A 15,192-nucleotide genomic window follows, 5' to 3' on the forward strand; every position below is an offset into this window, starting at 1 on the left:
GTCATGACAGGCCGAGTTCGTTGTCGATGAGGTCGAAGAGTTCGTCGTCGCTGGCGCCGTCCATGCGGTCCTCGATGGAGTCGGCGCCCGTGCCGTCGCGGCCGACCGTGGCGGCCGGGTCGAGGCGGCCCAGGAGTTCCTGAAGCCGGGCGGCGAGCCGTTCGCGGTCCGCCGGGTCGTCGACGCCGCCGTCGAGGGCGCTTTCCAGGCTGTCCAGTTCGGCGAGGCCGGGGGCCGGTGCGGGTCCGGCGTCGGGGACCAGTTCGGCGGCGAGGTGTCCGGCGATCGCGGCCGGGGTGGGGTGGTCGAAGAGCAGGGTGGCCGGCAGTGGGTGGCCGGTGGCGGCGCGCAGCCGGTTGCGCAGTTCCACGGCGGTCAGCGAGTCGAAGCCGACCTCCAGCAGGCCGCGTCCGGGCTCGACGGCGGCCGGGCCGCTGTGGCCGAGGACCAGGGCGGCGTGGGAGCGGACCAGGTCGAGGAGGACCCGGCCGCGCTGGGTTTCGTTGAGGGATCCGAGCCTTTGCTTCAGTGCTTCGGGTCCGTCGGTGCCGGTGCCGGCGGCGGGGCCCGCGGCGCCGCGCCGGGCGGCGGGGCGTACCAGGCCGCGCAGCAGGGCGGGGACGCCGCCGCTCGCCGCCTGGGTGCGGACGGCCGCGGTGTCGAGCCGCAGCGGGAGGACCACGGGGTCGTCGAGGGTGCCGGCGGTGTCGAAGAGGGCGAGTGCCTGGGCGGGGTCGAAGGCGACGATGCCGCCGCGGGCGATCCGTCGTAGGTCGGCCTCGGTGAGGCCGCCGGTCATGCCGGTGCTGTTGGCCCACAGGCCCCAGGCGAGGGAGCGGCCGGGCAGTCCGTCGGCGCGGCGCCGGTGGGCGAGGGCGTCGAGGAAGGCGTTGGCGGCGGCGTAGTTGCCCTGGCCCATGCCGCCGAAGACGCCGGCGATGGACGAGAACACGACGAACTCCGTCAGCTCCATGCCCGCGGTGAGTTCGTGCAGGTTGACCGCCGCGTCCACCTTGGGGCGCAGGACGTCGCCGAGCTGTTCGGACGTCATGGTGGCGACGACGCCGTCGGCGAGGACGCCCGCAGCGTGCACCACCCCGGTCAGGGGGTGGGCGGCGGGCAGGGTGGCGAGCAGGGCGGCGAGGGCGTCGCGGTCGGCGGCGTCGCAGGCGGTGATCTCGGCGTGCGCGCCCAGGGCGGCGAGTTCGGCGAGGAGTTCCGCGGCGCCTTCGGCGGCGGGGCCGCTGCGGCTGGTGAGCAGCAGGTGCCGGACGCCGTGTTCGGCGGCGAGGTGGCGGGCGACGTGGGCGCCGATGGCGCCGGTGCCGCCGGTGATGAGGACGGTTCCGTCGCCGTCCCAGCCGGGGGTGCGTCCGGTGGCGGCCAGCGGTGCGCGGGCCAGCCGGGCGATGTGGACGGTCCCGGCCCGGACCGCGAGCTGGGGTTCCCCGGAGGCGAGGGCCTCGGCGAGGACGGCGGGCGGGGCGGCGTGGGCGGCGTCGAGGTCCAGCAGGACGAAGCGGTCGGGGTTCTCGGTCTGGGCCGAGCGGACCATGCCCCAGAGTGCGGCCAGGGCCGGGTCCGGGACGTCGTCGCCGGCCACCGGGACCGCGCCGGAGGTGACCAGGACCAGCTTGGAGCCGGTCAGGCGCTCCTCGGCCAGCCAGCCGCGCAGCAGCGCGAGGAGCGTGCCGAGGCCGTCGTGGACGGCGTCGCGCAGGGTGCCGGGCGGTGCGGACGGGGTGGTGGCGGGCGGGCAGGGCGCCAGGACCAGCCGGGGCGCCGGGGTGCCGGCGTCGAGCAGGGCGGTCAGCGCGGCGAGGTCGGTGACCGTCCGGCCGGGCAGCGGTGCGGCGCCGGGACGGGGTGTGCCGGTACCGGTGCCGAGCACGGTCCAGGACTCGGGGCCGTGGACGGTGCCCGCCGCCGTGCCGGCGCGTGCGGGCAGGGGCTGCCACTCGGGGCGGAACAGCTCTTCGTGGTGTCCGGTGCGGGTGGCCTCGAAGCGGTCGGGCGAGACGGGCCGCAGCACGAGGGAGCGGGCCGAGAGGACCGGCCGCCCGGTGGCGTCGGTCGCCCGCACGGCGACGGCGTCGCGGCCGGTGGGGGTCAGCCGCAGCCGGAGTTCGGTGGCGCCGGAGGCGTGCAGGCGCACCCCGTTCCAGGAGAACGGCAGCCAGCCCTGCGCGGGACCCTCCAGTACGTCGAACACCAGCGCGTGCAGGGCGGCGTCCAGGAGGGCCGGGTGCAGGCCGAACGCGGCGGCGTCCGGCTGCTGCCCGTCCGGCAGGGTGGCGACGGCGTACACCTCGTCGCCGAGCCGCCAGGCCGCGCGCAGGCCCTGGAACGCGGGCCCGTAGGCGAACCCGCCGCCCGCGAAGCGGTCGTACAGGCCTTCCGTGTCGAGCGGGACGGCACCGGGCGGCGGCCAGGCCCCGGGGTCGGCCGGGTCGTCCGGTGCGGTCGCCGGTACGGGTTCCCCGGCGGGGGTGAGCAGGCCGCTCGCGTGCCGGGTCCAGGGGGCGTCGGGGCCGTCGTCGGCGGCCCGGGCGTGGACGCTGAGCGGTCGGGTGCCGGAGGCGTCCGGGCTTCCGACGGTGAGCTGGAGTGCGACGGCACCGCCCGCCGGGAGCACCAGCGGTGCTTCCAGGGTCAGCTCCTCGACCTGGTCGCAGCCGACCTGGTCGCCCGCGCGGACCGCGAGTTCCAGGAAGGCGGTGGCGGGGAACAGCACGCCCTCGTAGACCCCGTGGTCGGCGAGCCAGGGGTGGGTGCGGACGGAGAACCTGGCGGTGAAGAGGAAGCCGTCGGAGTCGGCGAGTTCGGTGCCGGCGCCGAGCAGCGGGTGGTCGACCGCCATCAGTCCGGCGGCGGGCAGTCCGGCCGTGGCCGGGCCGCCCTCCAGCCAGTAGGCGTCGCGCTGGAAGGCGTAGGTCGGCAGGCCTGCGGCGGCGCGGGACGGGCCGCCGGGGTGCAGGGCCTGCCAGTCCACCGGGACGCCCGCGACGTGCAGCCGGGCCAGGGCGGCCGTCGCTGCGGGCCCCTCGGGCCGGTCCTTGCGCAGCAGTGGCACCAGCACGGGCCCGCCCGCGCCGTCGCCGGCACCGATGCCGCTCGCGGTGTCGGCGGTGTCGGCGAGGCAGTCCTGGCTCATGGCGGTGAGCGCGCCGTCGGGTCCGAGTTCGAGGTAGGCGGTGACGCCCTCGCGCTGCAGCCGGCGGATGCCGTCCTGGAACCGTACGGTGCCGCGCACGTGCTCCACCCAGTAGTCGGGGGAGCCGAACTGCTCGGCGGTGACCGGTTCGCCGGTCAGGTCGGAGAGGACGGGGACCGTGGCCCGGGCCGGCACGATGCGGGCGGCGACCTCGCGGAACCCGTCGAGCATCGGCTCCATCAAGGGCGAGTGGAAGGCGTGCGAGACTCGCAGCCGGCGGGTCTTGCGGCCGAGCGCGGCGAGCGCGCCCGCGATCTCGGCCACCGCCGCCTCGTCGCCGGAGATCACCGTCGAGGCCGGGCCGTTGACCGCGGCGACGCCGGCTTCCTTCTCGCGGCCCGCAAGCAGCGGCAGCACCTCCTCCTCCCCCGCGGCGACGGCGAACATCGCGCCACCCGCCGGGAGGGCCTGCATCAGCCGTCCCCGCGCGGCCACCAGCGCCGCCGCGTCGGGCAGCGTGAGCACCCCGGCGCAGTGCGCGGCGGCCAGTTCGCCCACCGAGTGGCCGAACAGCAGGTCGGGGCGTACGCCCCAGTGCTCGACCAGCCGGAACAGCGCGACCCCGAGGGCGAACAGGGCGGGCTGGGTGTACTCGGTACGGTCCAGCAGTCCGTGGCCCGGGGCGCCGGGGGCCGCGTCGATCACCTCCCGCAGGGGGCGGTCCAGCAGCGGGTCGAGTTCGGCGCAGACCGCGTCGAAGGCGTCGGCGAACACGGGGAACCGGGCGTACAACTGCGCGCCCATGCCGGTCCGCTGGCTGCCCTGGCCGGGGAAGAGGAAGGCGGTCTTGCCGGCCGGGCCGGTGACGCCGCGCACCAGGTCCGCGGACGGCTCGCCGGCGGCGAGGGCGCCCAGCGCGTCCAGCAGGCTCTGCCGGTCCGTGCCGGTGAGGGCGGCCCGGTGCTCGAAGGCGCTGCGGTGCAGGGCCAGGGCGCGGCCCAGGTCGGCGACGGCGAGGTGCGGGGCGCCCGCCACGTGCCGCAGCAGCCGCCCGGCCTGCTCCCGCAGCGCGTCCGCGCTCCGCCCGGACAGCAGCCAGGGCAGGGCGGGCGCGTCGGGGGCGGCCGGTTCGGTGACGGCGGCCCGTTCCTGCGCCGGGCCGGTCACGACGGCCGGGGCCGGGCCCCCCGGCAGGGCTGGTTCCGGTGCGTCCGTGGGCTGTTCGAGGATGGTGTGGGCGTTGGTGCCGCTGACTCCGAAGGAGGACACCGCGGCCCGGCGGGGCCGGCCGGTCTCCGGCCAGGGGGTGTCGTCGGTGAGCAGCCGGACCGCTCCGGCCGTCCAGTCCACGAAGGGCGTCGGGCTGTCGACGTGCAGGGTGCGCGGCAGCGCCCCGTGCCGCATGGCCTGGACCATCTTGATGATGCCGGCGACTCCGGCGGCGGCCTGGCTGTGGCCGATGTTCGACTTGAGCGACCCCAGCCACAGCGGCTGTGCGGCGCCGCGCTCGCGGCCGTAGGTGGCCAGCAGCGCCTGGGCCTCGATCGGATCGCCCAGCCGGGTCCCGGTGCCGTGCGCCTCCACCGCGTCCACCTCGGAGGCGGCCAGCCCGGCGTCGGCGAGCGCCGCCCGGATGACGCGCTGCTGGGAGGGGCCGTTGGGGGCGGTGAGGCCGTTGCTGGCGCCGTCCTGGTTGACGGCGGAGCCGCGGACGAGGGCGAGGACCGGGTGGCCGTTGCGCCGGGCGTCCGAGAGGCGTTCCAGGACGAGCAGTCCGGCGCCCTCGGCCCAGGAGGTGCCGTCGGCGGCGGCGGCGAACGGCTTGCAGCGGCCGTCCTCGGCGAGCACCCGCTGCCGGCTGAACTCCACGAAGGCGCCTGGTGTCGACATCACGGTCACCCCGCCCGCGAGGGCGAGCGAGCACTCGCCGGCCCGCAGCGACCGGGCCGCGAGGTGGACGGCGACCAGCGACGAGGAGCAGGCCGTGTCGACGGTGACCGCGGGCCCTTCGAGGCCGAGGCTGTAGGAGATCCGGCCGGAGGCGACGCTGCCCGCGCTGCCGATGCCGAGGTAGCCCTCGAACTCCTCGGAGGGGTCGGTGACGCGCGAGCCGTAGTCGTGGTGGCTGCATCCGACGAAGACGCCGCTGTCACTGCCCTTGAGGGACAGCGGGTCGATGCCGGCCCGCTCGAACGCCTCCCAGGAGAGTTCGAGGAGCAGCCGCTGCTGGGGGTCGATGGTCAGCGCCTCGCGCGGGGAGATCCCGAAGAAGGCGGGGTCGAAGCGGTCGGCGTCGTGGAGGAAGCCGCCTTCGCGGGCGTAGGTGCTGCCGACCCGTTCGGGGTCGGGGTCGTAGAGGCCGTCCAGGTCCCAGCCGCGGCCGGTGGGGAAGCCGGAGATGGCGTCCCGCCCGGTGGCGACGAGGTCCCACAGCTCTTCGGGGGTGCTGACGCCGCCGGGATAGCGGCAGCTCATGGCGACCACCGCGATGGCCTCGTCCTCGGCCACGGCCGCCGCCGGTACGGGTGCCCGTCCGGCGTCGGCGGGCGCCGCCGCGGTGTCGGTGCCCGGCAGTTCGCCGCGCAGGTGGCCGGCGAGGACGGTGGCGGTCGGGTAGTCGAAGGCGAGGGTCACCGAGAGGCGCAGTCCGGTGGCTTCGGCGAGCCGGTTGCGCAGGTCGACGGCGGTCAGCGAGTCGAAGCCGATGTCCTTGAAGACCTGGTCGGGTCCCACCGCCTCGGGCCCGGGGTGGCCGAGCACGGCGGCGACTTCGGTGCGGACCAGGTCGAGGAGGGCCCGGTCGAGTTCGGCCGGGGGCAGGGCGGCCAGCCGCCGGGCCGTCGGCTCGGCGCCGTCGCCCGTACGGGACCCCTGCGCGGCGTCGCGTACGGCCCGCACCTCGGGCAGGTCGGCGAGGGCGGCACTGGGCCGCAGGGCGGTGAACGCCCGGGTGAAGCGGTCCCAGGCGAAGTCGGCGACGAGGACGGCGGTGTCATCGTGGTCGAGCGCCCGTTGCAGGGCGAGGGTGGCGGTGGCGGGGTCCATGGCGGGCAGGCCGTCGCGGATCAGCCGTTCGCTGACGGCTCCGGAGGCGAGGCTGTCGCCGCCCCACAGGCCCCAGGCGACCGAGGTGCCGGGGAGGCCGAGGTCGCGGCGGTGCCGGGCCAGGGCGTCGAGGTAGGCGTTGGCGGCGGCGTAGCTGCCCTGGCCGGTGCCGCCGAGGGTGCCGGCCAGTGAGGAGAACAGCACGAAGGCGGTGAGGTCGAGGTCGCGGGTGAGGGCGTCGAGGTTGCGGGCGCCGTCCAGCTTGGGGTGCAGGACGCCGGCCGCGCGCTCGGGGGTGATCGAGTCGATCACGCCGTCGTCGAGGACGCCCGCGGTGTGCAGCACGGCGCGCAGCGGGCGCTCGGCCGGTATGCCGGCGAGCAGGTCTGCGAGGGCGGCGCGGTCGGCGACGTCGCAGGCCGCCGCGGTGGCCTCGGCGCCGAGGGCGCGCAGTTCGGTGAGCAGGTCGGCCGCGCCGGGGGCGTGTTCTCCGCGGCGGCTGGTGAGCAGCAGGTGCGCGGTGCCGGTGCGGGCGAGGCGGCGGGCGATCTGGGCACCGAGGCCGCCGGTGCCGCCGGTGATGAGGACGGTGCCCTCGGGGGTCCAGTCGCGGGCCGGGGGCGTGTCGCCGAGCGGGGCGTGGACGAGCCTGCGGCCGAAGACGCCGGAGGCGCGTACCGCGAGCTGGTCTTCGCCGTCCGGGCCGGTGAGCGCTTCGGCCAGCCGGGTGGCGGCTCGGTCGTCGAGGCGTTGCGGCAGGTCCACCAGTCCCGCCCAGCGCTGCGGGTATTCGACCCCGGCGACCCCGCCGAGGCCCCAGACCAGGGCCTGGAGGGTGCTGTCGATCGGGTCGGAGCGGCCGACCGACACGGCGCCGCGGGTGGCGCACCAGAGCGGGGCGTCGGCGCCAAGGTCGCCCAGCGCCTGGAGGAGGCCGACGGTCAGGGTGAGCCCGAGGGGCAGGGCCGAGCCGTCGCCGTGCGGTTCTTCGGCCAGGGCGAGCAGGGACAGCACCCCGGCGGGCGGCCCGCCGGCCCGTTCGTGCGCTTCGCGCAGCTGTACGGCGAACCGGGACCGGTCGGTCGCGTCGGGGCCCGCTTCGACGAGGACCGGTACGGCGCCGTGTCCGCGCAGGGCGTCCATGGCGAAGGCGACGGCCGGGTGGGCGGTGTGACCGGCCGGGGTGACGACGAGCCAGTTCCCGGTGAGGCGGGCCGGTCCGGCGGTCTGCAGGGGCTTCCAGGCGACCCGGTAGCGCCAGCGGTCGGCGGTCCGGTCGCTGTGCCGGCCGCGCGCCCAGTCGGCGAGGGCGGGCACCAGGGAGGCGAGGGCGGCGCGCAGTTCGCCGTTCTCGACGCGCAGGGTGGTGGCGAGGACGTCGAGGTCTCCGTGGTCGACCGCCTCCCAGAACCCGGAGTCGGCCGGGCCGGTGCCGGCCGCGGCGACGGCGACGGACGGGGCGGAGGTGACGGGGTCGAGCCAGTAGCGCTGCTCCTGGAAGGCGTACGTGGGCAGCGGCCGGGTGCGGGCGCCGGTCCCGGCGAACACCGCCTCCCAGTCCACCGGCACTCCGCGCACCTGGAGTTCGGCGAGCGAGGTGAGGAAGCGGGCTTGGCCGCCCTCGGTGCGGCGCAGCGTGCCGACGACGGCTCCGCCGGAGGCCCCGGCGGCCTCGACGGCCTGCTGGATCCAGACGGTCAGGGCGGGATGGGTGCTGCATTCGACGAAGGTGTGGTGGCCGTCGGCGATCAGCGCGTCGACGGCCCGCCCGAACTCGACGGGCCGGCGCAGGTTGTCGTACCAGTACGCGGCGTCCAGGCCGCGGGTGTCGAGCGGGCCGCCGGTGACCGTGGAGTAGAAGGGGACGTCGGAGGTGCGGGGCGCGGTGCCGGCGAGGAGGGTGAGCAGTTCCTCCCGGATCTCCTCCACCTGCGCGGAGTGCCCGGCGAATTCCACGCCGGGGACCGGCCAGGTCAGCACGCCCGCCTCGGAGTACTGCGCGCTCAGCCGCTCCAGGGCGGCGGGGTCGCCGGAGACGGTGACCGAGGTCGGCCCGTTGACGGCGGCGACGTCGAGGGCGCCGTCGTAGGCGGCGAGGGCGTCCCGTACGGCGTCGGCCGACAGGGGTACGAACAGCATGCCGCCGCGGCCGGTCAGGGCCAGCAGGGCCCGGCTGCGCAGGGCGACGATGCGGGCCGCGTCCTCCAGCGAGAGCGCGCCGGCCACACAGGCGGCGGCGATCTCGCCCTGGGAGTGGCCTACGACGGCGTCGGGGGTGACGCCGTGCGCCCGCCACAGCTCGGCCAGCGAGACCATCACGGCGAACAGCACCGGCTGGACCACGTCCACCCGGTCCAGCGGGGGCGCGCCGGGTTCGTCCCGCAGGACCGCGAGCGGCGACCAGTCCAGGTGCGGGGCGAGGGCGCGTTCGCAGGCTTCGATCCGGTCGGCGAACACCGGTGCCTGCACAAGGAGTTCGCGGGCCATGCCGGCCCACTGGGAGCCCTGGCCGGGGAAGACGAAGACCGTCCGGGACGCTCCGGCGACGGTGCCTTGGGCCAGGCCGGGAGCGCGCTCGCCGGCGGCCAGCGCGGCCAGACCGTCCAGCAGGGCGGCCCGGTCCTCGCCGACGACGGCGGCGCGGTGGTCGAAGGCGGTCCTGGTGGTCGCCAGCGAGTAACCGACGTCGGCGGACGGTATCTCCGGGTGCTCCGTCAGGTGCGCGTGCAGCCGGGCCGCCTGGGCCCGCAGGGCCTCGGCGCCGGCCCCGGACAGCACCCACGGCACGGCGACGGGCACGGCCTGCGGGTCGGGTGCGCCTGCGTCGGCGGGCACCGACTGGGCTGCTACGGCTGCGGATTCGACCGATGCGGGCCCGCCCGACGCGGCCCCGGCCGGTACCGACTCGGCGGGCGGCTGCTCGATGATCACGTGGGCGTTGGTGCCGCTGAGGCCGAACGAGGACACCCCGGCCCGGCGCGGGCGTCCCGTCTCCGGCCAGGGGGTGGCCTCGGTGAGTAGGGCGACGGCGCCGGCCGTCCAGTCGACGTTCGGGGTCGGCCGGTCGACGTGCAGGGTCTGCGGCAGCTGCCCGTGCCCCATGGCCAGCACCATCTTGATGATGCCACCGACCCCGGCGGCGGCCTGGGTGTGCCCGATGTTCGACTTCAGCGACCCCAGCCACACCGGCCGCCCCTCGGGCCGGTCCTGACCGTACGTGGCCAGCAGCGCGTCGGCCTCGATCGGGTCACCGAGCCGGGTGCCGGTGCCGTGGGCTTCGACGGCGTCCACGTCGGCGGCCGACAGGCGGGCGTTGGCGAGCGCGTCGCGGATCACCCGCTGCTGGGCCAGGCCGCTGGGCGCGGTGAGCCCGTTGCTCGCGCCGTCCTGGTTGATCGCCGAGCCGCGCAGCACCGCGAGGACCGGGTGGCCGTTGCGGCGGGCGTCCGAGAGGCGTTCCAGGACCAGCAGGCCGACGCCCTCGGCCATGCCGAAGCCGTCCGCGGAGGCCGCGAAGGACTTGCAGCGCCCGTCCTCGGCGAGGCCGCGCTGCCGGCTGAAGCCGGTGAAGGAGAGCGGGGTGCCCATCACGGTGGCGCCGCCCGCCAGGGCCAGCCGGCATTCACCCGAACGCAGCGACTGCGCGGCCAGGTGGACCGCCACCAGCGACGAGGAGCAGGCGGTGTCCACGGTCACGGCAGGCCCCTGGAGGCCCAGTTGGTAGGAGACCCGGCCGGACAGCACGCTGGTGGAGATGCCCGCGATGAACAGGCCCTCCAGTTCCTCGGGGACGTCCCGCAGGTTGCCGCCGTAGCCCTGGTAGGAGGCGCCGGCGAAGATGCCGGTGGGGGTGCCGCGCAGGGAGGTCGGGTCGATGCCGGCGCGTTCGATCGCCTCCCAGGAGGTGGCGAGCAGCAGCCGCTGCTGCGGATCCATGGCGCGTGCCTCGCGCGGCGAGATGCCGAAGAAGGCGGGGTCGAAGCGGTCCGCGTCGCGGACGAACCCGCCCGCGGCGGCGTAGCTCCTGCCGGGCCGGTCGGGGTCCGCGTCGTAGAGGGCGTCGAGGTCCCAGCCGCGGTCGTCGGGCAGGCCGGAGACCGCGTCGCGCCCGTCGGCGACCAGCCGCCACAGCTCCTCGGGGGTGCGGACCCCGCCGGGGTAGCGGCAGCTCATGGAGACGATGGCGATCGGGTCGTCGTCCGCGGCGGCCACGATCGCGGGGGGTGGGCCGACCGCGGCGGGGGCCGCGGCGGCGCCGAGCAGTCCGGTCTCCAGGTGCCGGGCGAGGGCCGTGGCGGAGGAGTAGTCGAAGACGACGGTGACGGGCAGCCGCAGGCCGGTGGCGGTGTTGAGGCGGTTGCGCATGTCCACGGCGGTCAGCGAGTCGAAGCCCAGGTCGCGGAAGGCCCGGCCGGGGGCGACGGCGTCCGGCGAGTCGTGCCCGAGGACGGCGGCGGCGTGCGTGCGGACCAGGTCGACGAGCACCCGGGTCCGCTCGGCCGCCGGCAGCGGCTCCAGCCGCTCGCGCAGCTCGGCGGAGGCCTCCGCGGTCCTGGCCGCCCCGTCGGGCTCCGGTTCGGCGGCCAGCGCGGCGCGGACCTCGGGGAGTTCGGCGATCAGCGGGCTGGGGCGCGCCGAGGTGAAGACGGTCGCGAAGCGGTCCCAGTCGATGTCGGCGACCACGACCACCGTCTCGTCGTGGTCCAGGACCTGCTGGAGCCCGCTGATCGCGGTGGCGGGCGGCATGAAGAGCACGCCGTGGCCGCGCAGGGTCTCCTCGACGAGCGCGGCGGCCATCCCGGCGCCGCCCTCGGGGTTCCAGATCCCCCACACGACGGAGGTCGCGACGAGGCCGCGGCTCCGGCGGTCCTCGGCGAGGCCGTCGAGGTAGGCGTTGGCGGCGGCGTAGGCGCCGTGGACGGCGCTGCCCCACACCCCGGAGATGGAGGAGAACAGCACGAACGCGTCGAGTGTGTCCCTGTCGAACAGCAGGTCCAGGTTCCGTGCCCCGCCGGCCTTGGCGTGCAGGGTCTCGGCGAACTCGGCGAGGTCGGTGTCGGGCAGCGGCACCAGCGACCCGGCGCCGGCGGCGTGGAAGACGGTGCCGATCCGGTGGCCGTCGCCTTCGAGGCCGTCCTTCAGGGCGCGCAGCGCTTCCAGGTCGGCGACGTCGCAGGCGGCCACGGTGACGCGGGCACCGAGCGCGGCGAGTTCCTCGGAGAGCTCGGGCGCGCCGGGCGCGTCCGGGCCGCGCCGGCTGACCAGCACCAGGTGTCCGGCGCCGCGCCGGGCCAGCCAGCGGGCGATCTGCGCGCCGATACCGCCGGTGCCGCCGGTGATGAGCACGGTGCCCCCGGGCCGCCAGTCGCGCCGCGGCGCGCTGTCCCCCAGGGCGGACCGGACCAGCCGGCGCCCGTGGCAGGCGGTGGCGCGTACGGCCACCTGGTCCTCGTCCCCGATCCCGCCGGCCAGGACCCGGCACAGGCGTGCGGCGGTGTCGGTGTCCAGGGTCTCCGGGAGGTCGATCAGACCGCCCCAGCGCTGTGGGAACTCCAGTGCGGCGACCCGGCCCAGACCCCAGAGGAGGTGCTGCGGGGCGCTGACCGGGCTGCCGGTGTCCTCGCCCGCGACCGATACCGCGCCCCGGGTCGCCCACCACAGCGGGGCGTCGATCCCGGCGTCGCCCAGGGACTGCACCAGGGCCAGGCTGAGCGCGGTGCCCAGGGGGACGGAGGGGTGGGCGGAGTGCGGGCGTTCGTCGAGGCCCAGCAGCGACAGCACCCCGGCCACCTCACCGGGCAGCGCGTCGAGAGCCGTGCGGAGCCGGTCGGCCAGTACGGTCCGGTCGGCCTCCGCCTCGGCGAGCCGTAAGCGGACCACGGCGGCGCCGGCCCGCTCCAGGACGTCGGCGATAGCCTCCGCGCGGCGCGCCGCGTCCTCGGACTGGCCCTCCGAGGACAGGACGAGCCAGGTGCCGCCCAGGGCGGCCGGGGGGTCCTCCGGCAGGGCGCGCCAGGTCACCCGGTAGCGCCAGGAGTCGGCGACCGAGCGCTCGGTGCGGGCGGTGCGCCAGTCGGCGAGCGCGGGCAGCACCACGTTCAGCGGGTCCTCGGGGGTCACCCCGAGGGTGGTGGTGAACCGGTCCAGGTCACCCCCGCCCAGGGCCTCCCAGAAGTCGTCGTCCCCGGAGGCCGTGCCGGAGGTGCCGCCGGCCGCCGGGCCGGTGTCCTCCAGCCAGTACGGGCGGCGCTGGAACGGGTAGGTGGGCAGCGGGACGTCGTCCGTGCGGTGTCCGGCGAACACCCGCTCCCAGTCGGGCGACAGCCCGCCCGTGTGGGCCTCTCCGAGGGAGGTAAGGAAGCGGTCGAGGCCTCCCTCGCCGCGCCGGAGCGTGCCCACGACCACGGCGGGGCCCTGTGCGGAGTCGGCGGCACCGGCCGCGTCGGCGCTCTGCTGCACGCCGAAGGTGAGCACGGGGTGCGGGCTGGGCTCCACGAAGAACCGGAAGCCCTCCCCGAGCAGCGTGTCCGTGGCGTTGCCGAACTCGACGGTCTGCCGGAGGTTCCGGTACCAGTACTCCGCATCCAGCGCCTTCGTATCCAGCCAACCACCCATCACCGTCGAAAAGAACGGCACCGAACCCGAGCCCGGCGCCACCCCGGCCAGATTCGCGAGCAACTGCTCACGAATCTCCTCCACATGCGAAGAATGCGAGGCGTAATCGACCTCGATCAGGCGCGCCCGCACCCCCTCCTCCACGAACTCCGCCACCAGTTCCGCGACCGCGTCCGCATCACCCGACACCACCGTCGAGGAAGGCCCGTTGACCGCGGCCACCGACAGACGACCATCCCACCCGGCAAGCCGCTCCCGCACCGCGTCCACCGGCAGCGGCACCGACGCCATCCCACCCCGACCCGCCAACACCCCCACCGCACGCGAACGCAACGCCACCACCCGAGCCCCATCCTCCAGGCTCAAACCACCCGCCACACACGCAGCCGCGATCTCACCCTGCGAATGACCCACCACCGCATCCGCCGTCACGCCATAGGACCGCCACACCTCCGCCAACGACACCATCACAGCCCACAACACCGGCTGCACCACATCAACCCGCCCCAGCAACTCCCCCGACCCCAACGCCTCCACCAACGACCAATCCACAAACGGCGACAAAGCCCGCTCACACTCCGCCATCCGCCCCGCAAACACCACCGACCCAGCCAACAACTCCGCAGCCATCCCCACCCACTGCGAACCCTGACCCGGAAACACCAACACCGTGCGGCCCGACGAGACGCCGTCGCCCCGCACCAGCCCCGGCACCGACCGGCCCTCGGCCAGCGCCCTGACCCCGTCGAGCAGTTGCTCCGGGCCGGTGCCCACGATCACGGCCCGCCGCTCGAAGGCCGTACGCGTGAGGGCGAGGGCGCGGCCGGTCCCGCCGGCCCGCAGGGGTCCGGGGCGGGTGCCCAGGTGCGTCAGCAGCCGGGACGCCTGCTCCCGGAGCGCCTCCTCGGTGCGCCCGGACAGCACCCAGGGGAGCGGGTGCGCGTCCGTACCCGCCGCGGTTCCGGCTTCGGCCGCCGGTTCGGCCTCCTCCGCCGGGGCCTGTTCCAGGATCAGGTGCGCGTTGGTGCCGCTGACGCCGAAGGCGGACACCCCGGCGCGGCGCGGACGGCCCCGGTCGTCCCAGACGCGGGCCTCGGAGAGCAGTTCCACGGCGCCCGACGACCAGTCCACCATCGGTGTCGGCCGGTCAGCGTGCAGGGTCCGGGGCAGTTCGCCGTGCGCCATGGCCAGGACCATCTTGATGACGCCGCCCACCCCCGCCGCCGCCGAGGTGTGGCCGATGTTCGACTTCAGCGAGCCCAGCCACAGGGGCTGCCGGGCCGGCCGCCCCTGGCCGTACGTCGCCAGCAGGGCCTGCGCCTCGATGGGGTCGCCGAGGGTGGTGCCGGTGCCGTGCGCCTCCACCACGTCCACCTCGGACGCCGTCAGGCCCGCGTCCGCGAGCGCCGCCCGGATGACCCGCTGCTGCGACGGGCCGCTGGGCGCGGTCAGGCCGTTGCTGGCGCCGTCCTGGTTGGTGGCCGAACCACGGACCACGGCCAGCACCGCGTGCCCGTTGCGCCGGGCGTCCGAGAGGCGTTCCAGCAGCAGGACGCCGACGCCCTCGGACCAGCCGGTGCCGTCCGCACCGGCGCCGAACGCCTTGCAGCGGCCGTCGGCCGACAGCGCGCGCTGCCGGCTGAACGCCACGAACGCGTCGGGGGTCGCCATCACCGACACCCCGCCGGCCAGGGCCAGCGTGCAGTCGCCCGCCCGCAGCGCCCGGATCGCCAGGTGCAGGGCGACCAGCGAGGACGAGCAGGCCGTGTCGACGGTCACCGCGGGCCCTTCGAGGCCCAGGGTGTAGGCGATCCGGCCGGAGACCACGCTGCTCGCGGTGCCGGTGTCCAGCAGGCCCTGGACGTCGGGGAGGTGGCGGGAGCCGGCGCCGTAGCCGTTGCCGATCGCCCCGAGGAAGACGCCGGTGCCGGTGCGCCGCAGCGCGCGGGGGTCGATGGCGGCCCGTTCGACGGCCTCCCAGGCGGTCTCCAGCACCAGCCGCTGCTGGGGGTCCGTGGCCAGCGCCTCGCGCGGCGAGATCCCGAAGAATTCGGCGTCGAACTCGGCGGCGTCGTGCAGGAATCCGCCGTGCCGGGTGTAGGAGGTGCCGGGCCGCTCGGGGTCCGGGTCGTAGAGGCCGTCCAGGTCCCAGCCGCGGTTGACCGGCCAGCCGGACACCGCGTCGGCGCCGCGTCTCACCAGGTCCCACAGCAGTTCGGGCGTGTGGGCGCCGCCGGGGTAGCGGCAGGCCATCGAGACGATGGCGATCGGTTCGTGGCGGGCCTGCTCGGCCTCGCGCAGCTGCCTCCGGGCGTCACCGAGGTCCGCGGTGGCGCGCCTGAGGTAGTCGAGCAGCTTCTTGTCGTCGGACATCGGGT

General features: G+C 76.1%; 1 protein-coding gene. It reads right to left on the bottom strand.

Annotated elements, in window-relative coordinates; all coding sequences use genetic code 11:
- Position 1: 1 nt before the first annotated feature.
- Positions 2-15,187 (bottom strand): type I polyketide synthase, encoded by a 15,186-nt coding sequence (locus AW27_RS00320; RefSeq protein ID WP_304949820.1) that lies wholly within the window; start codon positions 15,185-15,187, stop codon positions 2-4.
- Between the last annotated feature and the right edge of the window lie 5 nt (positions 15,188-15,192).

It is taken from the genome of Streptomyces sp. PCS3-D2, assembly GCF_000612545.2.
Taxonomy (GTDB): Bacteria; Actinomycetota; Actinomycetes; order Streptomycetales; family Streptomycetaceae; genus Streptomyces.

Excerpts from the sequence above, each read along its gene's own strand:
- AW27_RS00320 (WP_304949820.1), bottom strand. The coding sequence starts at position 15,187 with ATGTCCGACGACAAGAAGCTGCTCGACTACCTCAGGCGCGCCACCGCG.